Here is a 24,618-nt window from a genome sequence, read left to right as displayed (position 1 = left end):
GCGTCAGCCGACCGTGACGACCGGCGGACCGGCCTGCGCGTCGTTCTCCGGCGTCATGGTCTCCGCGATGCGCAGCGCCTCCTCGATGAGGGTCTCGACGATGAGCGACTCGGGGACCGTCTTGACGACCTCGCCCTTGACGAAGATCTGCCCCTTGCCGTTGCCCGACGCGACGCCGAGGTCCGCCTCGCGCGCCTCGCCCGGGCCGTTGACGACGCAGCCCATGACGGCGACGCGCAGGGGCACCTCCATGCCCTCGAGCCCGGCCGTGACCTTCTCCGCGAGCGTGTACACGTCCACCTGGGCGCGGCCGCACGACGGGCAGGAGACGATCTCGAGCTTGCGGGGGCGCAGGTTGAGCGCCTGGAGGATCTGGTTGCCGACCTTGATCTCCTCGACCGGGGGCGCGGACAGCGAGACGCGGATCGTGTCGCCGATGCCCTTGCTCAGCAGCGCGCCGAACGCCGTGGCCGACTTGATCGTGCCCTGGAACGCGGGGCCGGCCTCGGTCACGCCGAGGTGCAGCGGCCAGTCCCCCGCCTCCGCGAGCAGCTCGTACGCGCGCACCATGACGACCGGGTCGTTGTGCTTCACCGAGATCTTGAAGTCGTGGAAGCCGTGCTCCTCGAACAGCGACGCCTCCCACACGGCCGACTCGACCAGCGCCTCGGGCGTCGCCTTGCCGTACTTCGCGAGCAGGCGCGGGTCGAGGGAGCCGGCGTTCACGCCGATGCGCAGGGACACGCCCGCGTCGGACGCCGCCTTCGCGATCTCCTTGACCTGGTCGTCGAACTTGCGGATGTTGCCCGGGTTGACGCGCACCGCGGCGCAGCCCGCGTCGATCGCGGCGAACACGTACTTGGGCTGGAAGTGGATGTCGGCGATCACCGGGATCTGCGACTTCTTCGCGATCGCCGGCAGCGCGAGCGCGTCGTCCGCGCTCGGCACCGCGACGCGCACGATGTCGCAGCCCGACGCCGTGAGCTCCGCGATCTGCTGGAGGGTGGCGTTGATGTCCGTCGTCGGCGTCGTCGTCATGGACTGGACGCTGATCGGCGCGTCGCCGCCGACGTCCACCTTGCCGACCTTGATCTTGCGGCTCTTGCGGCGCGGCGCGAGGACCGGCGGCGGCGCGGCAGGCATTCCGAGACTGATGGGTACGCTCACGCCCCTAGTATCCCCCGGCGAGCGTCGAACGGGGCACCGCCGGGTGTCCGGGACGTCACCTTCCCGCGCGGTCCCGCACATCTTCGCGGCACCTCCACGCACGCCTCCCGGTGGAGCAGAGGCCTCGGGCGACGCGCCGGGCTACGTGAGGCGGACGGGGTCGATGATGTCGGCGAGGATCAGCAGGGCGCCGACGCCGACGAGGACCACGAACATCACGTACGCGACCGGCATCATGCGCGCCAGGTCGGCCGGTCCCGGGCGCGGGCGACCGCGGACGCGCGCGACGGTGCGCTTGGCTCCCTCGTAGAGCGCGTTGACCACGTGCCCGCCGTCGAGCGGCAGGAGTGGGATGAGGTTGAAGACGAACAGCGCGACGTTCAGCGCGGCGAGCAGCAGGAGCATGGTCACCACGCGGTCGAGCACCGGGCTCTCCGCGCCCGCGACGTCCACCGCGACGCGGCCGACCCCGACGACGCTCATCACGGAGTCCTGCCCGCGGGGCGCGTCGGTGAACGCGGCCTGGGCGGCCTCGTAGACCTTGACCGGGAGCGTGACGATGATGCCCGCCGTGCCGCTCACCTGCTGCCACGTGGCCTCCGCGGCCACGCCGATCCCGGCGGGCGTGCGCTCGACGGTCGGCGCGAACCCGACGAACCCGGCGGGCTTCGTGACCGGCTCGCCGTCGTCGTCGACGACGGGCGTGCCGTCCTCGGCGACGACCTGGCGCTCCACGTCGACCGGCGTGATGGTGAGGTCGACCTGCTCGCCGTCGCGCTCGACGACGACCGGCGTGGCCTGCCGGGCGGCGCCACGGATCATGCCGGAGAGCTGGTCCCACGAGGTGACGTCCTCGCCGTCGAACGCCACGATCGTGTCGCCCGGCTGGAGCCCCGCGGCGGCGGCCGGCGAGGGGTCGGCGTCGGCGGCGCACTCCTGCTCCTCGTCCGTCACCGCGGACGGGACGCACGCGTTCACCGAACCGACCGTGGTGGTGACCGCAGGCAGGCCGATGCCGACGCACACGATCGCCATGAGGACGAACGCGATGAGGAGGTTCATGAAGGGGCCGCCGAGCATGACGACGACCTTCTTGGGCGCGGAGAGGTTGTAGAACGCGCGGTGCTCCTCGCCCGGCCGGATCTCCTCCGTGCTGGCGTCCCGCGCGTCGGCCACGACCTGGGAGAAGAACCCGCCGCCGCGGGGACGGGCGCCCGCGGGCGCGGGCGGGTACATGCCCACGAGGCGCACGTAGCCGCCGAGCGGGATCGCCTTGAGGCCGTACTCGGTCTCGCCCTTGGTGCGCGACCACAGGGTCGGGCCGAAGCCGACCATGTACTGGCTCACGCGGACGCCGAACTTCTTCGCGGGCACCATGTGCCCCACCTCGTGCAGCGCGATCGAGACGACGATCCCGACCACGATCACCAGGATGCCGATCAGCGTGGCCATCGTTCCCTCTGCTCCCTCTCGACGTCCAGGGCGGTCGTCCCGCCCCGACGGTTGCTCGTCACCGGCGGTCCAGCAGCTCGTGGGCTCGCGCGCGCGCCCAGGTCTCCGCCTCCGCCACGTGCTCCAACGTCAGCGCGTCCGCGGGGGTTCCGTCGTGCGCCGCGAGCACGCGCTCGACCGTCGCCACGATGTCACCGAAACCTGCGCGTCCGCTGAGGAACGCCGCGACGGCCTCCTCGTTCGCCGCGTTGTACACCGCCGGGTGCGTGGCGCTCGCCGCCACGGCCGCACGCGCGAGGTTCACCGCGGGGAACGCCGCGTCGTCGAGCGGCTCGAACGTCCACGACGTCGCGGCGGACCAGTCGCACGGCGGCGTCACGGGGTCGAGCCGGTCGGGCCACGACAGCCCGAGCGCGATGGGCAGGCGCATGTCCGGCGGCGACGCCTGCGCGATCGTCGAGCCGTCGACGAACTCGACCATCGAGTGCACGACGGACTGCGGGTGCACGACGACCGTGATGTCGTCGGCCGGGACGTCGAAGAGCAGGTGCGCCTCGATGAGCTCGAGGCCCTTGTTCATGAGGCTCGCGGAGTTCACGGTGACGACCGGGCCCATGGCCCAGGTGGGGTGCGCGAGCGCCTGGTCGACGGTCGCGGCCTTGACCGCGTCGGCCTCCCAGCCGCGGAACGGGCCGCCCGAGGCGGTGAGGATCAGCCGGCGCACCTCCGGTCGCGTCCCCGACCTCAGGCACTGGGCGATGGCCGAGTGCTCGGAGTCCACCGGGACGATCTGGTCCGGGCGCTGCTGGGCCGCGCGGACGAGCGCTCCCCCGGCGACGAGCGACTCCTTGTTCGCGAGGGCGAGCGTCGACCCGGCGCGCAGCGCGGCGAGCGTCGGGCCGAGGCCCACCGACCCCGTGACCCCGTTGAGGACGACGTCGCTCCCCCGCGCCGCGAGCTCGGCCGCGGCATCGGGTCCGGCGAGCACCTCGGGGACCTCCTCGCGACCGGCGCAGGCCGTCGACAGCGCCTCGGCCAGGTCCGCCGCGCGGGTCGCGTCCGCCACGCCGACCGCGCGCACGCCCAGGTCGGCGGCCTGGCGCGCCAGCAGGTCCACGTCGCTCCCGCCCGCCGAGAGCGCCTCGACCCGGAACCGGTCGGGGTGGGCCCGGACGACGTCGATCGCCTGCGTGCCGATCGACCCGGTCGAGCCGAGGATCGTCACGGTGCGCGGGGTGGGTGCAGGTCCGTCGGGCATGGTTCCCATCCTTCCAGGCCGCGGGCGGTGCGTGGCACCGCACCGGCTCGTCGTCCGGTCAGCGCGGCGCCGTCCACTCGAGCGTGCACCGGAAGAACAGCCGACGACGCACGCGCGCGCCCGGCAGCAGCGCCCGGGCCGTGCGGGCGACCTCGTCCACGGTGTGCCGCGGGTCCCGGACGGGCATGCCCGGCGCGTCGGACCCGGGGTCCTCGGGCCGGGCGCGGCGGGGGTGCTTCAGGAGGCCCACGAGCGGGTTGAGCAGCGCGGACGCGACGTCGACGGCGAGGTCCCGGGCCGTGGCGACCCGGGCGAGCCCCACGACCAGCAGACGGCCTCCCGGTGCGAGGAGATCCCGCGCGTGCCGGAGCGCCTCGTCGAGCTCGAGGTGGTGCAGCACCGCGACCATCGTCACCGCGTCGTACCCGCGGTGCCCCGGGGAACCGGGCCCCGGCCCGGGCGTCCCGCCCGGCGAGCGGACGTCGTCGGGCGAGCGGACGTCGTCGGGCGAGCGGACGTCGTCGAACCGGAGCCGGCGCACCGTCACGGCGGGGTCCGCAGCGTGCCGCGCCCGGGCCTGGGCGACCATGCCCGCGTCGGCGTCGATCCCGTGCACCTCGGCGACCTGGGCCCGCAGCCGGCCCAGGAGCACGCCGGCGCCGCAGCCGACGTCGAGCACGACGCGGGCGTCGTGCGGCACGCGCCGCACGACCCAGCCGTGGAAGTGCTCGTTGTGGTTCCAGGGGTGGCGGGCGTTGAACGCCGCGAGCGACGCGACCGCGCGCCGCAGCGGACGGATCGGCGTCGCCCGGGGATCGAGGCTCACGCGCGGCGGGGCGTCGTCACTCGACGCCGAGCAGCACCTCGATGGCGCGCGCGAAGAACGCGTCGACCGGACCCTCCGCGTAGCCGTCGCGACCGCGCGCCCGGCCGAACGTCGCGGACCGGATCTCGGCCGCCGTGATCGGGACCTGGCGGTCGAAGTAGGCGACGAGCCGGTCGCACAGGTCGTCGACGTCGTCGATGTCGTAGGCCGGCTTGCCGCGCTCCGCGAGCGCGAACTTCTCGCCGTCGGGACGACCGAGGCGCCCGTAGAGCGTCCGCGCGCGCTCGGCGAGCGCGTTCATCCACGCCTGCTGCCCGTGCGCCGCGACGTACTCGGCCCGCTGGCGCGCGATGAACGCGCCCTCGAGCCGGTCGAGGGCGGCGTCGACCTCGTGCGTGTCGTAGCCGCCACGGACCAGGTCGAAGACCGACGCCTGGATCTCGGTGCTCGTGAGCCGCTCCGACACCCGGCCCTCGTAGACGTCACGAGCGTGCTCGAAGAAGTCGTCGACCTCCTCGGGGTCGTACCCGTTCCGGGTCTTCGACACCGTGGTGAACAGCGAACTCACTCGTCCTCCTCTGCAGCGAGCTGCCCGCAGGCGCCGTCGATGTCGCTGCCGCGGGTGTCACGGATCGTCGTCGGGATCCCGTGACCGCGCAATCGTGCCACGAACTCCGCCTCGACGGCAGGGTCGCTGGCCGTCCAGATCGATCCGGGCGTCGGGTTGAGCGGGATCGGGTTGACGTGGACCCAGCCGCGGCCGCGCGCGTTGAGCTTCTCGCCCAGGAGGTCGGCGCGCCACGCGTGGTCGTTCATGTCCTTGATGAGCGCGTACTCGATGCTCACGCGGCGGCCCGTGACCTCGAAGTAGTGCCGGGCCGCGTCGAGCGTCTCGTCGACGCTCCACCGGGTGTTGATCGGCACGAGCTCGCTGCGCAGGTCGTCGTCCGGGGCGTGCAGCGACAGCGCGAGGGTCACCGGGATCCCCTCGTCGGCGAGCTTGCGCATCGCGGGCACGAGCCCGACCGTCGACACCGTGATGTTGCGGGCGGACATCCCGAGCCCGTCGGGCGCGGGGGCGACCAGACGGCGCACCGTGCCCATGACGGCCTTGTAGTTCGCGAGCGGCTCGCCCATGCCCATGAACACGAGGTTGTTGAGGCGCGTCGGGCCGCCGGGGATCTCGCCGTCCGCGAGCGACCGGGCCGCGGAGCGCACCTGCTCGACGATCTCCGCGACCGAGAGGTTGCGCGTCAGGCCGAGCTGCCCCGTCGCGCAGAACGGGCACGCCATGCCGCAGCCCGCCTGGCTCGACACGCACAGGGTCGAGCGCTGCGGGTAGCGCATGAGGACCGACTCGACCTTCGCGCCGTCGAAGAGGTGCCACAGCGTCTTCACGGTCGTGCCGCCGTCGGCCTCCATGCGCCGCGCCGCCGTGAGCAGCGGCGGGAAGAGCGCCTCGGCGAGCACGTCGCGGGTCGCCTTCGGCAGGTCCGTCATCGCCTCGGGGTCACGCGTGAGGTGCGCGTAGTAGTGCGTCGCGAGCTGCTTGGCGCGGAACGGCTTCTCGCCGAGCTCGACGACGACGTCCCGCACCTCCTCGGGCGCGAGGTCGGCGAAGTGGCGCGGCGGCTTGCCGCGGCGCGGGGCCGACATGACGAGCGGCAGCGGCTTCGACTCCGCGGACGGGCGGACGGAACGGACGGTCATGAGGAGGTCCAAGCGTGGGGGGCGGTGCGGACGGGTGCGCCGCGCCGTGAGCCGGGCCGTCAGACGGCCAGGGCGAGCAGCACGTACACGAACGGGGCGGTGAGGAGCATGGAGTCGAGCCGGTCGAGGATGCCTCCGTGGCCGGGCAGGAGCGACCCCATGTCCTTCAATTCTAGGTCCCGCTTGATCATGGACTCGGCGAGGTCGCCGATCGTCGCCGTGAGCGGGGCCAGGACGCCCAGCGCGACGCCGAGCAGCGGGCTCGCGCCGAGGCCCACCACCGCGCCGACGACCCCGACGGCGGTCGCCAGGACGAACGACCCGGCGAGCCCCTCCCACGACTTCTTGGGGCTGACGGACGGGGCGAGCGGGTGCCGCCCGAACAGGACGCCCGCGACGTACCCGCCGACGTCGTTCGCCACCGCGAGCAGGATGAAGAGCAGGACCCGCACCCGACCGTCCGGCGCGGCGAGCATGAGCATGACGAAGCCCGCCATGAACGGCAGGTACGCCGCCGCGAAGGTCGCTGCGGCGGCGTCGCGCACGGCGGCCGTGCCCGACCCGTCGATCACGCGCCACACCACCGCCCCCGCCACGGTGAGCATGAAGGAGACCAGCAACGCCTCGGGCCCCGAGTAGTACGAGGAGACGAGGATGCCGACCGTGCCCACGAGGAGCGGGAGCAGCGGGAGGTGCAGGTCGCGGCGCCGGAACGCCTGGGCGAGCTCCCACAGCGCCGCGCCCACCGCAACGGTTGCGAGCAGCACGAAGAGCTCGGGCCGGAAGGCGAGGCTGACCGCGACGAGCGCGAGCAGGCCGAGGCCCACCGCGATCGCCACGGGGAGGTTGCGGCCCGCCTGGGGTGCGCGCGCCGCGGTCGTGCCTTCGCCTGCGGCCGTCGAGGAGGTATCGGTCATCGGTGCGTGGAGGAGCTCGCCGGACGAGGTGCTCAGACCTCGAGCAGCTCGCTCTCCTTGCCCGCGAGCAGCGCGTCGACCTGGTCGACGTGCGCCTTCGTGAGGACCTCGAGCTCCTTCTCGGCGCGCGCGACCTCGTCCTCGCCGGCCTCGCCGTCGCGCGCGATGCGGTCCAGCTCCTCCTTCGCCCGACGGCGGACGTTGCGGATCGCGACGCGCGAGTCCTCCGCCTTCGACTTCGCGAGCTTCACGAAGTCACGACGGCGCTCTTCCGTGAGGGCGGGCAGCACGACCCGGACGACGTTGCCGTCGTTCGAGGGGTTCACCCCGAGGTCGGAGTCGCGCAGCGCCTTCTCGACCGCGGTCATCGAGCTCTTGTCGAACGGCGAGACGAGGATCGTGCGCGCCTCGGTCACCGTGAACGACGCGAGCTGCTGCAGCGGGGTCGGGGCGCCGTAGTAGTCGACCGTGATCTTGTTGAACATCGCGGCGTTCGCACGGCCCGTGCGGATCGCGGCGAAGTCCTCCTTGGCCACCTCGACGGCCTTGTCCATCTTCTCCTCGGCCTCGAGGAGGGTCTCGTCGATCACCAGTGCTCCTTCGTCGTTCGTCGTGGGTCGGTTCGTGCGGTCGTGGCCGGGGTCACCGGCCTGGTCGCACCGGTGTCAGTCGGTCGTGACCAGTGTGCCAATATTCTCGCCGACCAGGGCGCGCGTGACGTTCCCCGGCTCGCTCATGCCGAACACGCGCATGCGCACGTCGTTGTCCCGGCACAGGCTCAGCGCCGTCGCGTCCATGACGCCGAGGTCGTTGACGAGCGCGTCGGTGTACGTGAGGTGGTCGAGCTTCGTGGCCGAGGGGTCCGTGCGCGGGTCCGCCGTGTAGACGCCGTCCACGCCGTTCTTGCCCATGAGGACCTCCTGGCAGTGCGTCTCGAGGGCGCGCTGCACGGAGACCGTGTCGGTCGAGAAGTACGGCATCCCGGCGCCGGCGCCGAAGATGACGACGCGGCCCTTCTCCAGGTGCCGGATCGCGCGCAGCGGGATGTACGGCTCGGCGACCTGGCCCATCGCGATGGCGGTCTGCACGCGCGTCTTCACCCCCGCCTGCTCGAGGAAGTCCTGGAGCGCGAGGCAGTTCATGACCGTGCCCAGCATGCCCATGTAGTCGGCACGCGCGCGGTCGAGCCCGCGCTGGGAGAGCTCCGCCCCGCGGAAGAAGTTGCCGCCACCGACCACGATGGCGACCTGGACGCCCTGCGCGACAGCGGCCGCGATCTCCTGGGCGACGCGCTGGACGACGTCGGGCGCGAGGCCGATCTGCCCGCCGCCGAACGTCTCGCCCGACAGCTTGAGGAGCACCCGCCGGTGCTCGGTCCCCGTCCGGGGCTCGGTCTGCTCGCCTGCCGTCACTGTCGACACCTGTCCTTCGTCCTGGCCCGGTGGGGCGGGGTGGTCCTGCTCCGCCGTCGTCCACCTGATGGTGCGGCACGTCGGCGGTCGTCGCGCGCCCGGGCCGGGCCCGGGTGCGCGGTCGGCCCGGACCCGCCGTCCACGAGACGACGGGGCCGGGCCGACGGGGGCGTCAGGCGCCGACGCGGTAGCGCACGAACTCCGTGATGGTGCCGCCGGCCTCGGAGACGACCTGGCCGACCGTCTTCTTCGGGTCCTTCGCGAGCGGCTGGTCGACGAGGACGACGTCCTTGAAGAAGCCGTTGAGGCGACCCTCGACGATCTTCGGCAGCGCGGCCTCGGGCTTGCCCTCGTTGCGCGAGGTCTCCTCGGCGATACGGCGCTCGTTCTCGACCGTCTCGGCCGGGACCTCGTCGCGCGAGAGGTACGTCGGGGACATCGCGGCGACGTGCTGCGCGACGTCCTTCGCGACGGCCTCGCCCGCGGCGTCCGTGGCGACGACGACGCCGATCGACGGCGGCAGGTCGCGCGCGGTGCGGTGGAGGTACGCGGTGACGCGCTCGCCCGCGACGCGGGTCACGCGGCGCAGGACGATCTTCTCGCCGAGCGTCGCGGCCTGGTTGTCGATGACCTGCTGGACGGTCTCGCCGTCCGCGTCCGCGGCGAGCGCCGCGTCCGCGTCGCGCGCGCCGGCCTCGGCCGCGGCCTTGAGCACGCGGTCCGCGAGGGAGATGAACGTGTCGTTCTTCGCGACGAAGTCCGTCTCGGAGTTGAGCTCGATGAGGGTCGCGACCTGGCCACCCTCGGTGTCGCGAATGTCGACGGCGACGAGGCCCTCGGAGGTCGAGCGGCCCTCGCGCTTGGCGACGCCCTTCAGACCCTTCACACGGATGATCTCGAGCGCCTTGTCCGCGTCGCCGCCCGCCTCGTCGAGAGCCTTCTTGACGTCGAGCATGCCGGCGCCGGTGCGCTCGCGCAGGGCCTTGATGTCAGCGGCGGTGTAGTTCGCCATGGTGGTTCCTCACTCGTGGTTCGTCACGGGTACTTCGTCACAAGCGACGTGCTGGCGGCACCGCGTGGGTGCCCGGTACGCCGGTGGTACGGCACGGGGTGCGCGACGGTCGCCCGTCGCGCACCCCGGGACGTCACTTGGTCTCGTCGGCCTCGGCGTCGGCGACCACGGCCTCGGCGTCCGCGACGACGGCAGCCTCGGCGGCGGCCTCCTCGACGACCTCGGCGGTGGCGTCACCCGGCTCCTCGGCGGCGACCTCGGCGGCAGCCTCGGCCACGCCCTCGGCCGCGGCGGCCTCGACGTTCGCCTCGGCGGCCTTCTCGTCCGCCTCGAGCTGCTGCTCGGCGCCGGCGAGGAGCTCGCGCTCCCACTCGGCCAGCGGCTCGGCGGAGGCGCCCGCCTCGGCCTCGGCGCCCGAACGGCCCGAGTGACGCTGGAGCAGACCCTCGGCGACGGCGTCCGCGATGACCCGCGTGAGCAGCGTCACGGAGCGGATCGCGTCGTCGTTGCCCGGGATCTTGTAGTCCACGACGTCCGGGTCGCAGTTCGTGTCGAGGATCGCGACGATCGGGATGTGGAGCTTGCGCGCCTCGTCGACCGCGAGGTGCTCCTTGTTCGTGTCGACGATCCACACGGCGGAGGGGACCTTCGCCATGTCGCGGATGCCGCCGAGCGTGCGGGCGAGCTTGTCCTTCTCGCGACGCAGGACGAGGAGCTCCTTCTTCGTGAGCGCCGAGCCGGCGACGTCGTCGAAGTCGATCTCCTCGAGCTCCTTGAGGCGCTGGAGACGCTTGTGCACCGTGGTGAAGTTGGTGAGCATGCCGCCGAGCCAGCGGTGGTTCACGTAGGGCATCCCGACGCGCGCGGCCTGCTCGGCCACGGGCTCCTGGGCCTGCTTCTTGGTGCCGACGAAGAGGATGGAGCCGCCGTGCGCGACGGTCTCCTTGACGAACTCGTACGCGCGGTCGATGTACGACAGCGACTGCTGGAGGTCGACGATGTAGATGCCGTTGCGCTCGGTGAAGATGAAGCGCTTCATCTTCGGGTTCCAACGGCGGGTCTGGTGCCCGAAGTGGACACCGCTCTCGAGGAGCTGGCGCATGGTCACGACGGCCATGACACGTCCTTTCGCCGTGCGGCCCGGGATCCACCCGGTGCGCGCACGCTTCTGGCGGCCCCTCCCGTGGGACGGACCGCGGTGCGGTTGTCGGTGACGACCCTGGTGGTCGCACCCCTGGCGCCACCCGTGCCGACGCCTGCGACGCACCGTGGACGGTGCGAGCAGGACCGACGCCGGACGCGGCCCCACCCCGACCCGGACGGACCGGGAGACGAGGGCGAGGACGTGACGCGCGAAGTCGACCGGCTCCGTCCTCGGCCGAGGTGGTCCCTCGGGCCGGGCACGGCGAACGCGCCGGTCGCAGCGGCAAGTCTACCCGACGGCAGGGCCGACCACAGCCGCCGTCGTGCGCCGTCGCGCGGACCGCTCGTCCACAGCCGGGCCTGCCGCGGACGCGCCCGCTCGCGCCCCTCCGGCACGCTGGCGCCGTGACCTCGCACCGCGCCCGCCTCCCGTCCGCCCGCCTCCCGTCCGCCTGCCCGTCCGGCCGCCGGGCGGTCCGCCCCGCCGACCGCACGCGCGGCCGCGCGGTCTCGCGACGTGCCCGGCTCCGCGGCGCCGCCCTGGTGCTCGGCGCGGTCGTCGTGCTCGGCGCGCCCGTGGCCGGGGCGGCGACGCCCCCCGACGCCGGGCAGGGAGCCGCGACGGGCGGGTGGGTCCCCCCGCTCGACCGGAGCCTCGACCGGCTGGGCGTGCTGGCGCCGTTCGACCCGCCGGAGCACGACTGGCTGCCCGGGCACCGGGGCGTCGACCTCGCGGCCGCCCCTGCGGAGACCGTCCGCTCCCCCGCCCCCGGCGTGGTGTCGTTCACCGGGCCCGTCGCGGGGCGCGGCGTGGTCGTCGTCCTGCACGACGACGGTCTGCGCACCTCGCTCGAGCCGGTGACGGCGTCGGTCGAGCGCGGCGAGCGCGTGACGTCCGGGTCCGTGCTCGGCACGGTGCAGGCCGCGGAGAGCGCCGCGGGGAGCCACTGCGCCGCCACGTGCGTGCACTGGGGCGTGCGGCGCGGCGAGCGCTACCTCGACCCGCTGGCTCTCCTCGGCGACCGGCCGCCGATCGTGCTGCTTCCCCTCGGGGAGGGCTGACCGCGCGGGCCGCGGCGGGTCACGGCGGATCACGGCGGACCACGGCGGACCACGGCCAGCGTCAGGCGCGCGGGAACGCCTGCTCGAACGAGGTGCGCAGCCGCTCCGCGGTCACGTGCGTGTAGCGCTGCGTCGTCGCGAGCGAGGAGTGCCCGAGGATCTCCTGCACGCTGCGCAGGTCCGAGCCCCCGGCGAGGAGGTGCGTCGCGGCGCTGTGCCGCAGGTCGTGAGGGGCGACGTCGTCGACGCCCGCCGCCGCGGCGAGGCGGTGCACCGCCTCGCGGACCTGCCGCTGCCCCCAGCGTCCCCCGCGGTCGCCCAGCAGGAGCGCGGGGCCCGAGCGCGCGGTGACGAGGGCGGGCCGGCCCACGTCGAGCCAGCGGGTCACCGCGCGCGCCGCCGGCACGCCGAACGGCACGACGCGCTCCTTGTCGCCCTTCCCGAGCACCCGGACCACGCGCTGCGCGAGGTCCACGTCGTCGACGTCGACCCCAGCGAGCTCGCCGACGCGGATCCCGGCCCCGTAGAGGAGCTCGACGGCGGCCCACTCGCGCAACCGGGCCGGCTCACCCTCGACGGCGGCCTCGCGTGCGTCGTCGAGCAGGCGCGCCGCCGCGTCGACCGCGAGGACGGTCGGCAGGGTGCGGGGCACGCGCGGGCTCGCGAGCCGCGCCGCCGGGTCGGAGTCGACACGCCCCGTGCGCCGCGCCCAGTCGAAGAACGCGCGCGCCGCCGCGCCGCGTCGGGCGAGGGTCGCCCGGGCCAGCCCGCGCTCCGACTGCGTCGTGAGCCACGCACGCAGCGCGGCGAGGTCGACGTCGCGCGGGGCCGCCGCGCCGTGGCGGACGGCGTGCCGCAGCAACGACTCGACGTCGCCGGTGTAGGCGCGGACCGTGTGCGCCGACGTCCCCTGTGCCACCTCGAGGTGCACCGCGAAGTCCGCGAGCGCCGCACGCATCGCCTCGGGCAGCGCGACGGCGGGTTCCGCGACGCGCTCGTCCGCGGGGTGCTCCTCGGAGGTTTCTGCTCGTGTCACGCCCCCAGTCTCGCGCGCGGCGAGCCCTGGCCCGGGGAGGCGCTCCGCTCTGCTCGCCGCTCAGTGCCCACGCACGCTCAGCGCACCTCGCACGGCCCATGACTCATGGCTCACGCACGCGCCGCCAGCCGACGGGCGACCGCTCGGCGAGCCCCCGGGCCTCGAGCCTCCCTAGCGCACCGACCACGTCCGCCACGGCAAGACCCGCGGCGCGGGCCATCGCCTCGGTCGAGGCTCCCGCACGCAGCGGGAGCGCGTCCCACGTGCGCGTCTCGACGGGGTCCAGGTCGTCGTACGGGGCGTCGTGGGGTGCTCGCCACGAGGTCGCGGCGGGCGCGGCGGGCGCCGCGTCGCGCGCGAGGTCGCCCGCGAGCTCGACGACCTCGTCCGCGTCGGTGACGCACACCGCCACGCCGTCGCGCAGCAGCCGGTGGCACCCGGTCGACGCCATCGACGTCACGGGGCCCGGCACGGCACCGACCGGACGGGAGAGCTCCGCGGCGCGCGACGCCGTGCTCAGCGAGCCCGAGCGCCAGGCCGCCTCCACGACGACCGTCGCCCGCGCGAACGCCGCGATGAGCCGGTTGCGCAGCAGGAACCGCACCCGGCTCGGGACGGACCCGGGCGGGACCTCCGAGACGACCGCGCCGCCCGACTCGACGACCGAGCGGAGCAGCTCGACGTTCCCGGCCGGGTAGAACCGGTCCACGCCCCCCGCGAGGAACGCGACCGTCGGTCCACCCGAGAGGATCGCCGCCCGGTGCGCCGCCGCGTCGATCCCGTACGCGCCTCCGGACACGACGGTGAACCCTCGCGCCGCGAGGCCCGCCGCGATCTCGCCCGTCACGTGGCGGCCGTAGTCGGTGCAGGCGCGGGCGCCGACCACCGCGACCGAGCGCGCCGCGAGGTCCTGCACCGCTGCGCTCCCCCGCACCCACAGCGCGAGCGGGCGGACGGGCCCGAGGTCGTCGAGGCCGGACGGCCACCGGTCGTCGCCCGGCACGACGAGCGTGCCGCCGAGGCGCTCGAGCACGCGCAGCTCACGGCGCGGGTCGAGCCCGTCGAGGCGGGGAGCCCAGCGCCCGACGGCCCGCAGGAGCCGCGCCACCGACCGGGCGCGCGGGTCGTGGTCCGTCACGCGTGCGTCGGTCGACCGTCCCGCCCCGTCGCGCTCGGCCACGCGCCGGCCGGTCGACCGTGCCGCCGGGTCGGGCGCGTCCTCGCGGGCGCCGGGAGCGGGACCGAGCACGGGGACGCCCGTCGGCCCTTCGCATGCCGGAGAGGCACCGCCCGGCGCGCCGTCGTCGGCGAGCCGGACCAGCGCGCGGCGCGCGCCGGCCGGGTCACGAGCCGCCTCGTGGAGCCACTCGAGCGCCGGACCGGCGCCGAGCTGGTCGACGAGCGCGACCGCGACCTGGTCCCCCGGTTCCGCGACGCGCGACCACGCCGCGCGCGCGAGGCGCTCGTCGAGGACGTCGAACACCGGTCGTCCGTCCCCGGCCCCGCGGTCAGGCACGGTAGCCCCGAGTGCGCAGCGCGAGCCCGGTCCCGACGTCCGCCCGGGTGGGCGCGGCGCGCCCGGCGAGGTCCGCGACGGTCCAGGCCAGGCGCAGGACGCGGTCCGCGCCGCGCAGGCTGAGCGTGCCGCGGTCGAGCGCGCGGTCCACGTCGGTCAGGAGGCCCGCGTCGGCGCCGAGCTGCTCGCGCAGCCACGTGCCGGGCACCTCACCGTTCGTGCGCCAGGGCGTGCCGTCAAGCCGGGACGCGGCCGCCTCCCGGGCCGCGGCCACGCGCGCCGCGACGACCGCGCTCGGCTCCGGGGCGGCGGCTCGCGCGCGCTCGACCCGCGTCACCGGCCGGACCTCGACCTGCACGTCCACGCGGTCGAGGAGCGGGCCGGAGAGCCGACCGAAGTACCGTCGCTGCGCCACGGACGAGCACGTGCACTCGAGCCCCTTGCCGACGCCCTGGCCGCACGGGCACGGGTTGGCGGCGAGCACGAGCTGGAAACGGGCGGGGTAGCGCGCCGTCCCGCCCGCCCGGTGGATGACGAGCTCGCCGTGCTCGAGCGGCTGGCGCAACGTCTGGAGCACGCGTGCGCCGAACTCGGGCGCCTCGTCGAGGAAGAGCACGCCCCGGTGCGCCCGCGACGCGGCCCCGGGTCGGGGCTGACCGCTGCCCCCGCCGACGATGGCGGCGGGCGTCGCGGTGTGGTGCGGGTCCTCGTAGGGCGGGCGGTGGACCAGTCCCGCGCCCGGGTCGAACACCCCGGCCACGGAGTGGACGGCGGTGACCTCCACCGCCTCGCTCTCCGTGAGGTCTGGCAGGATCCCGGGAAGCCGCGACGCGAGCATCGTCTTGCCTGCGCCCGGCGCCCCGACGAGGAGCAGGTGGTGGCCGCCCGCGGCCGCCACCTCGAGCGCGTGCCGCGCCTCGTCCTGGCCGACGACCTCCGAGAGGTCTCCCGGACGGGCCGCCGGCACGACGGGGCGCGGGACCACGACCGGCGCGGCCGCCTCGTCTGCGCCCTCGAGCGACGCGCCGTGGAGCCGCGCGACGTCCGCGAGGCTCGCCGCCCCGACCACCCGGGCCCCGGGCACGAGGCGCGCCTCCGCCACGTCGGCCGCCGGCACCACGACGTCCGGGAACCCGGCCGCGACCGCGGCCGCCACGGCGGGCAGGACGCCGCGCACGGGCTGGAGCCGACCGTCGAGGCCCAGCTCGCCCAGGTGTACGACGCCGTCCGCCGCGCCCGCGGGCAGCACCTGGGCACCGGCGAGCAGCGCGACGGCGATCGCGACGTCGAAGCCCGTCCCGGACTTCGGCAGCGCCGCCGGCGAGAGGTTGATCGTGACCTTGCGCTGGGGCCACGCGATGCCCGACGACGTCACGGCCGCGCGCACGCGGTCGCGCGACTCGCTGAGCGCGGTGTCCGGCAGCCCGACGAGGACGAAGCCGGGGACGGACGCCGCGAGGTGGGCCTGCACCTCGACGACGTGACCGGAGAGCCCGACGAGCGCGACCGCGCGCGTGGTCCCGAGCCCCATCAGGCGCTCACCCCGACGAGATGCTCGACCCGTGCCGCGCCGGCGCGCGCCACGAGGACCGCGACGACGTCGATCCGGACCGACCGGGCGCGGACGTCGTGCGTCGCGAGCCACTCCCCCGTGAGCCGGCGCAGACGGCCGAGCTTCGCGGGCGTGACGGCCTGCGCCGGGTGCCCGAACCCCGTGCCGCGCCGGGTCTTGACCTCGACGGCCACGAGCACGTCGCCGTCGAGCGCGACGACGTCGAGCTCGCCGCGCGTCCCGCGCCAGTTGCGGTCGAGGAGCGTCCAGCCCGCCTCGACCAGGTGGGCCGCGGCCACCTTCTCCCCGTACCGCCCGACGGCGTCGTTCGCTCCCATGGGCTCACCTCCGCGGCCCACCGTGGGGCACGGCGCGGGAGCGGCGCCAGGTGCGCCGGGGGGCCTGTGGGACCGCCGTCAGACAGTGGTCCTGTGCACGGCCACGAAGGGCGTCAGAGCTGGAGCTCGGCCTTCGCGAGCTCCTCGACGTTGACGTCCTTGAACGTCACGACGCGCACCGACTTCACGAACCGCGCGGAGCGGTACACGTCCCATACCCACGCGTCGGCGAGCCGCAGCTCGAAGTAGACCTCACCCGCGGCGGAACGCACCTGCAGGTCGACCTGGTTCGCCAGGTAGAAGCGGCGTTCGGTCTCCACCACGTACGAGAACAGGCCCACCACGTCGCGGTACTCGCGGTACAGCGCGAGCTCCATCTCGGTCTCGTAGTTCTCCAGGTCTTCGGCGCTCACGGCTCCATCATGGACCATCGGCGGCCGCCGGACCGGACGGGGGACCCCGGTCAGCTCGTCGGCAGACCGGCCTCGGGGTCGAGCTCGAGCACGTCGACCGGGTCGCCGTACGCCGGGACGCCGATGCCCTCGTCACCGCGCTCGGGCAGGCGCCACGACCGCCGGTGCTGCGGCGTCGGGCCGTGCTCGCGCAGGGCCTCGACGTGCGCCGCCGCCCCGTAGCCCTTGTTCTGGTCCCACCCGAAGGCGGGGTACTGGCGCGCCAGGCTCGTCATGAGGCCGTCGCGCTCCGTCTTCGCGAGCACGCTCGCGGCGGCGACCGACGCGCACTGCAGGTCCGCCTTGACGAGCGTGCGCACGCGCGGGTCGACGAGCCGGACGTCGTCGTGCGGGTCGAGGTCGAACGCCTCGAAGAGGTCCACCGCCGAGGGGCGGCTCAGCCAGTCGTGCTTGCCGTCGAGCAGGACCGCGTCGACGTCGCCGACCGTCCGGCGCACCTGGGCGAGCGCACGGCGGCCCGCGAGCCGCAGCGCGCCCACGATCCCGTGCGCGTCGATCTCGGCCGGGCCGGCGTGGCCCACCGCCCACGCGACGCACCACGAGCGCGCGAGGGGCACGAGCGCCTCGCGCGCCGCCGCGGTGAGGAGCTTGGAGTCCGTGAGCCCGGGCGGGCACGGCTTCGTCGCGAGGTCGACGACCACGACCCCGACCGACACCGGCCCGGCGAGCGCGCCGCGACCGACCTCGTCCATCCCGGCGACGAGCCGGGCGCCGTCGCGCAGCATGGCGCGCTCCTGGCGCAGGTCGGGCCGACGACGTGCGGGTGCCCGGCGCGCCGGTGCCCGCGCGGGCTCCGGACGCGCGACGGCGTCGAGCGTCACGGCTCCACCTCGGGGACGTCGGCGAACACGTCGCCGGGGTTGCGCAGCAGACCGACGTGCGACAGCGGCCACACCTTGACGAACGCCGTCCCCACGACGTTGCTCATCGGCACGAACCCGCCTCCGGGCTTGCCCTGGTTGTAGCGAGAGTCCGCGGAGTTCTGCCGGTTGTCGCCCATGACGAACAGCATGTCGGCGGGGACCGTGCGGTCGAACGCGTCCTGGCTGGGGATCGACCCCGGCTTGATGTACGTCTCGTCGATCGGCACGCCGTTGACGCTCACGCGGCCCTCCGCGTCGCAGCACACGACGTGGTCGCCCGGCACGCCGATGACGCGCTTGATGAGGTGCTCCCCCGTGTCCTGCGGCAGCAGGCCGACGAACGTCAGCGCCGCACGGACGGCCTCGGACACCGGGCTCTCGTCCTGGGGCTCCTGCGGCGGCAGCCAGCCGCCCGGGTCCTTGAACACGACGATGTCGCCCCGGTGCACGTCGAACGCGCCGGGCACGAGACGGGACACCATCACGCGGTCGCCTTCGACGAGCGTGTCCTCCATCGAGGCGCTCGGGATGAAGAACGCCTGGACGAGGAACGTCTTGATGAGCAGGGACAGCACGAGCGCGCTGACCACGATGATCGCGGTCTCGCGCAGGAGCGACGACCTGCGCGGGCGCTCGCGCGGAGCGACCTCGTCCCCTTCGGCCGCGAGGTGCTGGCCGTGCGGGGGGCGCCCGTCGTCCTCGGGGCCGAGCGCCGCGCGCTCGGTGCCGGCGTCGGGGTGCGGGCCGCGGGGCGGGGCGCTGTCGGTCACGCGTTCACAATGCCACCTCGGGAGGCGATCCGGGAAACGGAACCGGCCCGCGGACAGCGGCCCCGGGGTACGCCGACGGCGGCCGCCCCGGGAGGGACGGCCGCCGTCGGAACGAGCGGAGCGGCGGTGTCGCCGACAGCCGATCAGCGGTTGGGCGCGGTCTCGCGCTTCTCCTTGATCTTCGCCTTCTTGCCGCGCAGCGCGCGCAGGTAGTACAGCTTGGCGCGACGCACGTCACCGCGCGTCACGACCTCGACGGACTCGATGGAGGGCGAGTGCACGGGGAACGTGCGCTCGACACCCACGCCGAAGCTGATCTTGCGGACCGTGAACGTCTCGCGGACGCCGCTGCCCTGACGGGCGATGACGACACCCTGGAACGCCTGGACGCGGGAGCGGGTGCCCTCGACGACCTTGACGTTGACCTTGAGCGTGTCACCGGGGCGGAACTCCGGGACGTCGCTGCGCAGCGATGCTGCGTCGACGCTGTCCAGCGTGTGCATGGTGCTTCTCCTCGCCCGCCACAGGTCGGACGCGTGCTCGTGGCCCGGGCAGACCGGGCCGTCGTCGTATCGGTGGGGTGTGCCGTGCTGCGCGTGGACGGTCGTCGACCTCGCGGTCGTCGGGTCCGTCGTGCCAGTCCGCCCGAGGATCGGGCGCGGGCTCCCCTGTGGCAGAGGTCCGGGGCGGCACACACCGATCGACCATTCTGCCACACCCGTCGGCCCGGGCGGCAGTCCTCGCGGGTCACGGGCGCGCGCCGGGAGGGTACCCGCTCAGCCGTCGGCAGGGGCGGTGCGCTCCAGGTGGCCGTCGACGACGCCCCAGCCGGCCCCCGCGAGGACCTCCAGGTCGTACCGGTCGAGGGCGGCGACGTCGAGCGCGCGCACCATGTCCGGGCGGCGGCGGGCGGTACGACGCAGGGCCTGGTCCCTGCGCCAGCGCCGGATCCGGGCGTGGTGCCCGGACAGCAGGACGTCGGGCACCTCGAGGCCGTCCCACACGGGCGGCTTCGTGTAGACCGGGTACTCCAGGAGCCCCGCGGCCCCGTGCGACTCCTCGACCAGCGACTCCGGGTTGCCCACGACGCCCGGCAGCAGCCGCCCGACGGCCTCGATCATCACCAGTGCCGCGACCTCGCCGCCGTTGAGCACGTAGTCGCCGATCGAGAGCTCGCTGACGCGCATCCCGGCGGCACGGTAGTGCTCGGCCACGCGCGCGTCGATGCCCTCGTAGCGTCCGCAGGCGACGACGAGGTGCTCCTCCGTCGCGAGCTCCTCGGCGGTGCGCTGGGTGAAGGTCGCGCCCGACGGCGTCGGCACGACCAGGTGCACCGCGCTCGCCTCTCCCGCGACCGCGTCGGTCGACAGACCGGACACGTCGTCGATCGCCCGCCCCCACACGTCGGGGCGCATGACCATGCCCGCGCCGCCGCCGAACGGCGTGTCGTCGACCGTGCGGTGCCGGTCCGTCGTCCAGTCGCGCAGGTCGTGGACGCGCAGGTCGAGGATCCCGGCCGTGCGGGCCTTGCCGACGAGCGACAGGTCCAGCGCGGCGAGGTAGTCGGGGAAGATCGTGACGACGTCGATCCGCACGTCAGGCCTCGCCGTCGGTGGAGGCGTCCTGCAGCCCGGGCCCGCCCGCCGCGTCGCCGGCGCTCGGCGCCGCGACCTCCAGGTGCTCCGCGTCCGACGCGAGCAGCCCGCCGGGCGGGTCGAGCACGACCCGGCCGCCGGCCACGTCGACGACCGGCACGATCTGCCGGACGAAGGGCACGAGCGTGCGGGCGCCGTCCGGCTCGCGCAGCACGAGGACGTCGTGCGCGGGCAGGTGCTCGAGGCCCTCGACGCGGCCCAGCACGCGGCCGTCCGTCCCCTCGGCGCGCAGCCCGGCGAGCTCGTGCGGGTACCACGCGTCCTCCTCGTCGGACGCCTCGGCCTCGACGACGAGCTCGACGCCGCGCAGCGCCTCGGCGCCCGTGCGGTCGCGCACGCCCTCGAACCCGACGAGCCAGCGGCCCTGGTGGACGCGCACGGTGGCGACGGTCAGGGGGCCGGCGTCGGCGGGCCGCGTCTCCAGACGCTCACCCACCGCGAGGCGTTCCTCGGGGTCGTCGGTGCGCAGGTCGAGGGCTACCTCGCCCCGCAGCCCGTGCGCCTTGCCGACGCGCGCGACGGTCAGCTCCATCGTCGTGACTCCTCGTGTGGTGCTGGATGGGACGGTGCACGCCGGTCCTCCGGCGACGGACGCAGGAAGGCCCGGCCCGCCGGTGGCGGGCCGGGCCTTGCCCGTCGCCCCTGGCGGGGCGTCGTCGGTGCGGGCCTCAGCGGCGGTCGACGTCCACGACGTCGACACGGACCGGCCCGTCGGTCGCGAGCGCGCCGACGACCGTGCGCAGAGCACGGGCGGTGCGCCCGCCGCGACCGATGACGCGGCCGAGGTCCTCCGGGTGCACCCGGACCTCGAGCAGGTCACCGCGACGCAGCGTCTTCGTGGCCACGCGGACGTCGTCCGGGTTGTCCACGATGCCGCGCACGAGGTGCTCGAGGGCCTCGGCGATCATCAGGCCTGCTCGTCGGCAGCGGCCTCGTCGGCCGCGTCGGCGGTCTCCTCGGCCGGAGCCTCGGTCTTCTTCTCGGCAGCCTTGGCCTTGACCTTCTCGGCGTCGGCGGCGGCGGCCTCGATGGCGGCGGTCGGGTCGACCTTCTCGCCCTTGACCTTGAGCGTGCCCTCGGCGCCGGGCAGGCCCTTGAACTTCTGCCAGTCGCCGGTGACCTTGAGGAGCGCGAGCACCTGCTCCGTCGGCTGCGCGCCGACGCCGAGCCAGTACTGGGCGCGGTCCGAGGTGATCTCGATGAACGAGGGCTCCTCGGTGGGGTGGTACTTGCCGATCTCCTCGATCACACGACCGTCGCGCTTGGTGCGCGAGTCGGCGACGACGACACGGTAGTACGGCGCACGGATCTTGCCGAGACGCTTCAGACGAATCTTGACGGCCACAGTGGTGGTCTCTCCTGGTTCTGTTTCGGGCGAACCCGCGATCGTCCCGTGGGGACAGGACGAGGAAGGGGTTCAGGACACGGCACGCGCCGGAGAGAGGGGCCGGGGCACGCCGAGTACCGGGACATTGTGCCAGACGGCGAGGGCATCGACCAACCTGCGGGCGGCGCCGGACCGCGTCAGGCGGCGGGCGCGACGATCTCGCCGCGCAGCACGACGGCGGTCGGTGCGCGCAGGACGCCGACGTCCTGGCGCGGGTCCTGCGGGTAGACGACGAAGTCGGCCGACGCGCCCTCGACGAGCGACGTGTAGCCGAGGTACTCGCGGCCCTGCCAGCTCGCGGCCGCGACGACGGCGGCGTCGGGGATGCCCGCTGCGACGAGCTCGGCGCACTCGTCGGCGAGGCGGCCGTGCCCGATCGTCCCGCCCGCGTCGGTGCCGACGAGGATCTGGATGCCGGACTCGTACAGCGCCCGGGCCTGCTCGTACCGGCGCTCGTGCAGGCGCCGCATGCGCGCCGCGAACACCGGGTAGCGGGCGTCCGCCTGGCGCGCGATGTTCTCGAACTGCCCGATCTGCAGCAGCGTCGGGGTGACCGCGACGCCGCGCTCGGAGATCTCGTACATGAGGTCGGGGTGGATACCCGTCCCGTGCTCGATGCCGTCGACGCCCGCGGCGAGCAGCGACGGGATCACCTCGTCGGAGAACGCGTGAACGGTCACACGGGCGGCCTCGGCGTGCGCGGCCGCGACCGCCTCGGCGAGGACGTCGTCGGGCCACAGCGGCCGCAGGTCGCCCTGGGCACCGAGGTCGCGGTCGATCCAGTCCCCCACGATCTTGACCCACCCGTCGCCCTGGCGCGCCTCGCGGCGCACGGCCTCGGGGAGCTGGGCGACGTCGTCGAGCTCGAGCCCGTAGTGGCGCAGGTAGCGCTTGGGCCGGGCGAGGTGGCGCCCCGCCCGGACGAGGCGCGGCAGGTCGCGACGGCCGTGCACCCACCGGGTGTCGAGCGGCGAGCCGGCGTCGCGCACCAGGAGCACCCCGCTGTCCCGGTCCGTCAGCGCCTGCTCCTGCGCGGTCGTCGCGTCGACGGCGCCCTGGGCGCCCAGCCCGACGTGACAGTGCACGTCGACGAGGCCGGGCAGGGCCCAGCCCTCGAGCTCGACCATGTTGGTGCCCTGCGCCGACGGCCGGGTGAGGCTGATCCGCCCGTCCTTGACCCACAGGTCGCCCACCTCGCGGTCGTCGCCGACGATGACGTGGCCGCGGACGTGCAGCGTGGGGCCTTCCAGCGCGGACATGCGGCTCCTGGGTGAGGACGGACGGGACGGGGAGACGGCCCGGTCGGGGGCGCGGTGCGGCACCGGGCGGTGCCACGGACATAACCTAGCGCCCGGGCGGCTGCGGGTCGCACCCGGGCTCGAGGACGGCCGTCCGGGACGGCCGCGGTTCAGCGGCCGCCGAGCAGCTTCTCGAAGCCGGGCGGGAGCTGGAGGTCGTCCGGCGTCGGGGTGGACGGCGCGTCCGTGCCCCCCACGCCGAACGCGGAGCCCGACGGCGCCGCGGGACCGGTGAGCTCCCCCGCCGCGCGCGCGGCGGCCGCGCGCTCCTGCGCGGCCCGCTTCGCCGGGTTGCCCGACTTGCCCTTGACCTTGCGCTGGGGCGCCTGGCGGCCCCGCGCCTTCTTGCCGCCCATGCCCGGGAGGCTGCCCATGCCCGGCATCCCCGGCATGCCGCCGCCGCGGCTCATCTGCCGCATCATCTTCTGCGCGCCCGCGAAGCGCTCGAGGAGCTGGTTCACGTCGCTCGTCGTCACACCGGAGCCGCGGGCGATGCGCGCACGCCGCGAGCCGTTGATGATCTTCGGGTTGTCCCGCTCCGCGGGGGTCATCGACCGGATGATCGCCTCGATGCGGTCGACCTCGCGCTCGTCGAAGTTCTCGATGGCCTCGCGCATCTGGCCCATGCCCGGCAGCATGCCGAGCATCTTCTTCATCGAGCCCATGTTCTTCATCTGCTGCATCTGCACCAGGAAGTCCGCGAGCGTGAAGTCCTGCCCCGTGGCGACCTTCTCGGCCATCTTCGCGGCCTGCTCGGCGTCGAACGCCTTCTCGGCCTGCTCGATGAGCGTGAGGACGTCACCCATGTCGAGGATGCGCGACGCCATGCGGTCCGGGTGGAACGCCTCGAAGTCGGTGAGCTTCTCGCCCGTGGACGCGAAGAGGATCGGGCGACCGGTGACCCCGCGAACGGAGAGCGCGGCACCGCCGCGCGCGTCGCCGTCGAGCTTGGTGAGCACGACGCCGGTGAAGTCGACGCCCTCCTCGAAGGCCTTCGCGGTCGCGACGGCGTCCTGACCGATCATCGCGTCGATGACGAACAGGACCTCGTCGGGCTGCACGGCGTCGCGGATGTCCGACGCCTGCTGCATGAGGACGGCGTCCAGGCCGAGGCGGCCCGCGGTGTCGACGATGACGACGTCGTGCTGGCGCTGCCGCGCCGTCTCCACGCCCTCGCGCGCGACGGCGACCGGGTCGCCGATCACGTCGTCGACCTCGACGCCGCTCTGGTTGCCGGGATGCGGCGCGAACACGGGGACGCCGGCGCGCTCCGCGACGACCGAGAGCTGGGTGACGGCGTTCGGGCGCTGGAGGTCGGCGGCGACGAGGAGCGGCGTGTGCCCCTGCTCGCGCAGGTGCAGGGCGAGCTTGCCCGCGAGCGTCGTCTTGCCCGCGCCCTGGAGGCCCGCGAGCATGATGACGGTCGGGGGCGTCTTGGAGAAGCGCAGCCCGCGGCTCTCGCCGCCGAGGATGCCGACGAGCTCCTCGTTGACGATCTTGACGACCTGCTGCGCCGGGTTGAGCGCCCCCGAGACCTCGGCCGAGAGCGCGCGCTCGCGCACGGTCGCGCTGAACTCGCGCACGACGGGCACCGCGACGTCGGCGTCGAGCAGCGCGCGCCGGATCTCCCGGATCGTCGCGTCGATGTCCGCCTCGGACAGCCGGCCCTTCGCACGCAGGTTCTTGAAGGTCGAAGTCAGTCGGTCCGACAGCGTGTTGAACACCGCGTCATCCTCACCAGTCGTCGGAAGTCTCGTGCGCGTCGGCCCTC

26 protein-coding genes are annotated in these 24,618 nt (G+C 74.4%); 1 reads left to right on the top strand and 25 read right to left on the bottom strand.

The annotated features are described in order from the left end of the window. Window positions 1-3: 3 nt before the first annotated feature. From ispG to rpsB, 11 genes are all read right to left on the bottom strand, one after another. Entirely contained in the window at window positions 4-1,143 is a 1,140-nt protein-coding gene (gene ispG / locus BJP59_RS06065; protein WP_194522953.1) for a flavodoxin-dependent (E)-4-hydroxy-3-methylbut-2-enyl-diphosphate synthase, read from the bottom strand. Window positions 1,144-1,308: 165 nt separating this feature from the next. Beyond that, window positions 1,309-2,619, bottom strand: coding sequence for a M50 family metallopeptidase (locus BJP59_RS06060; RefSeq protein WP_194522474.1), 1,311 nt, complete (start codon window positions 2,617-2,619; stop codon window positions 1,309-1,311). Window positions 2,620-2,677: 58 nt separating this feature from the next. Further along, a complete protein-coding gene (dxr, locus tag BJP59_RS06055) occupies window positions 2,678-3,877 on the bottom strand; it encodes a 1-deoxy-D-xylulose-5-phosphate reductoisomerase (RefSeq protein WP_194522473.1) in 1,200 nt (399 codons plus the stop codon). A 58-nt stretch (window positions 3,878-3,935) separates the two neighbouring features. Beyond that, on the bottom strand, window positions 3,936-4,703 hold the full coding sequence (locus BJP59_RS06050) for a class I SAM-dependent methyltransferase (RefSeq protein ID WP_228485298.1): 768 nt from the start codon (window positions 4,701-4,703) through the stop codon (window positions 3,936-3,938). Window positions 4,704-4,719: 16 nt separating this feature from the next. Next, window positions 4,720-5,271: a DivIVA domain-containing protein gene (locus BJP59_RS06045; RefSeq protein ID WP_021482018.1), complete on the bottom strand. Its 552-nt coding sequence runs from the start codon at window positions 5,269-5,271 to the stop codon at window positions 4,720-4,722. Beyond that, on the bottom strand, window positions 5,268-6,359 hold the full coding sequence (rlmN, locus tag BJP59_RS06040) for a 23S rRNA (adenine(2503)-C(2))-methyltransferase RlmN (protein WP_031315726.1): 1,092 nt from the start codon (window positions 6,357-6,359) through the stop codon (window positions 5,268-5,270). Before rlmN ends, BJP59_RS06045 begins: the two co-directional genes overlap by 4 nt. Window positions 6,360-6,472: 113 nt before the next feature. Continuing rightward, window positions 6,473-7,330: a phosphatidate cytidylyltransferase gene (locus tag BJP59_RS06035; RefSeq protein WP_194522472.1), complete on the bottom strand. Its 858-nt coding sequence runs from the start codon at window positions 7,328-7,330 to the stop codon at window positions 6,473-6,475. A 32-nt stretch (window positions 7,331-7,362) separates the two neighbouring features. Then, window positions 7,363-7,920 carry a ribosome recycling factor gene (gene frr / locus BJP59_RS06030; RefSeq protein WP_021482015.1) on the bottom strand — a complete coding sequence of 186 codons (558 nt, stop codon included), beginning with the start codon at window positions 7,918-7,920 and terminating at the stop codon, window positions 7,363-7,365. A gap of 75 nt (window positions 7,921-7,995) precedes the next feature. Beyond that, the gene (gene pyrH, locus BJP59_RS06025; protein WP_228485297.1) at window positions 7,996-8,751 is read right to left on the bottom strand and encodes a UMP kinase; all 756 of its coding nucleotides are present in this window, start codon (window positions 8,749-8,751) and stop codon (window positions 7,996-7,998) included. A gap of 163 nt (window positions 8,752-8,914) precedes the next feature. Further along, window positions 8,915-9,754, bottom strand: coding sequence for a translation elongation factor Ts (gene tsf / locus BJP59_RS06020; RefSeq protein WP_034652463.1), 840 nt, complete (start codon window positions 9,752-9,754; stop codon window positions 8,915-8,917). A gap of 133 nt (window positions 9,755-9,887) precedes the next feature. Continuing rightward, window positions 9,888-10,871 carry a 30S ribosomal protein S2 gene (gene rpsB / locus BJP59_RS06015; RefSeq protein ID WP_034652460.1) on the bottom strand — a complete coding sequence of 328 codons (984 nt, stop codon included), beginning with the start codon at window positions 10,869-10,871 and terminating at the stop codon, window positions 9,888-9,890. Between the two features lie 431 nt (window positions 10,872-11,302). Here rpsB and BJP59_RS06010 point away from each other — a divergent pair, with 431 nt between their 5' ends. Then, a complete protein-coding gene (locus tag BJP59_RS06010) occupies window positions 11,303-11,959 on the top strand; it encodes a murein hydrolase activator EnvC family protein (RefSeq protein WP_228485296.1) in 657 nt (218 codons plus the stop codon). A gap of 61 nt (window positions 11,960-12,020) precedes the next feature. Here BJP59_RS06010 and BJP59_RS06005 read toward each other — a convergent pair whose 3' ends face one another. The 14 genes from BJP59_RS06005 to ffh all read right to left on the bottom strand — a co-directional run bounded on the left by BJP59_RS06005 (window position 12,021) and on the right by ffh (window position 24,571). Continuing rightward, window positions 12,021-12,917, bottom strand: coding sequence for a tyrosine recombinase XerC (locus BJP59_RS06005; RefSeq protein WP_061268943.1), 897 nt, complete (start codon window positions 12,915-12,917; stop codon window positions 12,021-12,023). A 181-nt stretch (window positions 12,918-13,098) separates the two neighbouring features. Next, window positions 13,099-14,478, bottom strand: coding sequence for a DNA-processing protein DprA (dprA, locus tag BJP59_RS06000; protein ID WP_194522471.1), 1,380 nt, complete (start codon window positions 14,476-14,478; stop codon window positions 13,099-13,101). Window positions 14,479-14,503: 25 nt separating this feature from the next. Then, on the bottom strand, window positions 14,504-16,042 hold the full coding sequence (locus tag BJP59_RS05995) for a YifB family Mg chelatase-like AAA ATPase (RefSeq protein WP_194522470.1): 1,539 nt from the start codon (window positions 16,040-16,042) through the stop codon (window positions 14,504-14,506). After that, complete coding sequence (locus BJP59_RS05990; protein WP_021483325.1) at window positions 16,042-16,401, bottom strand: YraN family protein; 360 nt, start codon at window positions 16,399-16,401, stop codon at window positions 16,042-16,044. Before BJP59_RS05990 ends, BJP59_RS05995 begins: the two co-directional genes overlap by 1 nt. A gap of 113 nt (window positions 16,402-16,514) precedes the next feature. Next, window positions 16,515-16,814: a DUF2469 domain-containing protein gene (locus BJP59_RS05985; protein WP_024840525.1), complete on the bottom strand. Its 300-nt coding sequence runs from the start codon at window positions 16,812-16,814 to the stop codon at window positions 16,515-16,517. 50 nt (window positions 16,815-16,864) lie between these two features. Continuing rightward, window positions 16,865-17,695, bottom strand: a complete 831-nt coding sequence (locus BJP59_RS05980) for a ribonuclease HII (protein ID WP_369824901.1) — start codon at window positions 17,693-17,695, stop codon at window positions 16,865-16,867. Continuing rightward, entirely contained in the window at window positions 17,692-18,507 is an 816-nt protein-coding gene (lepB, locus tag BJP59_RS05975) for a signal peptidase I (protein WP_114553592.1), read from the bottom strand. Before lepB ends, BJP59_RS05980 begins: the two co-directional genes overlap by 4 nt. 143 nt (window positions 18,508-18,650) lie before the next feature. Continuing rightward, complete coding sequence (gene rplS, locus BJP59_RS05970; protein WP_021483307.1) at window positions 18,651-19,010, bottom strand: 50S ribosomal protein L19; 360 nt, start codon at window positions 19,008-19,010, stop codon at window positions 18,651-18,653. 273 nt (window positions 19,011-19,283) lie between these two features. After that, window positions 19,284-20,102: a tRNA (guanosine(37)-N1)-methyltransferase TrmD gene (gene trmD, locus BJP59_RS05965; RefSeq protein WP_021483308.1), complete on the bottom strand. Its 819-nt coding sequence runs from the start codon at window positions 20,100-20,102 to the stop codon at window positions 19,284-19,286. Window position 20,103: 1 nt separating this feature from the next. After that, entirely contained in the window at window positions 20,104-20,694 is a 591-nt protein-coding gene (rimM, locus tag BJP59_RS05960) for a ribosome maturation factor RimM (RefSeq protein ID WP_085388125.1), read from the bottom strand. 136 nt (window positions 20,695-20,830) lie between these two features. Next, complete coding sequence (locus BJP59_RS05955; protein ID WP_021482889.1) at window positions 20,831-21,070, bottom strand: RNA-binding protein; 240 nt, start codon at window positions 21,068-21,070, stop codon at window positions 20,831-20,833. Further along, window positions 21,070-21,507, bottom strand: coding sequence for a 30S ribosomal protein S16 (gene rpsP / locus BJP59_RS05950; RefSeq protein ID WP_021482888.1), 438 nt, complete (start codon window positions 21,505-21,507; stop codon window positions 21,070-21,072). Before rpsP ends, BJP59_RS05955 begins: the two co-directional genes overlap by 1 nt. A 179-nt stretch (window positions 21,508-21,686) precedes the next feature. After that, complete coding sequence (locus BJP59_RS05945; RefSeq protein WP_144683099.1) at window positions 21,687-22,808, bottom strand: amidohydrolase family protein; 1,122 nt, start codon at window positions 22,806-22,808, stop codon at window positions 21,687-21,689. Window positions 22,809-22,957: 149 nt separating this feature from the next. Next, window positions 22,958-24,571 (bottom strand): signal recognition particle protein, encoded by a 1,614-nt coding sequence (ffh, locus tag BJP59_RS05940; RefSeq protein ID WP_034652454.1) that lies wholly within the window; start codon window positions 24,569-24,571, stop codon window positions 22,958-22,960. Window positions 24,572-24,618 lie beyond the last annotated feature (47 nt).

The sequence above is a fragment of the Cellulosimicrobium sp. JZ28 genome, assembly GCF_015327065.1.
GTDB lineage: Bacteria > Actinomycetota > Actinomycetes > Actinomycetales > Cellulomonadaceae > Cellulosimicrobium > Cellulosimicrobium funkei.
The sequence above is the reverse complement of the archived record's forward strand: the minus strand, read 5'-3'. Positions and strand labels throughout refer to the sequence as shown.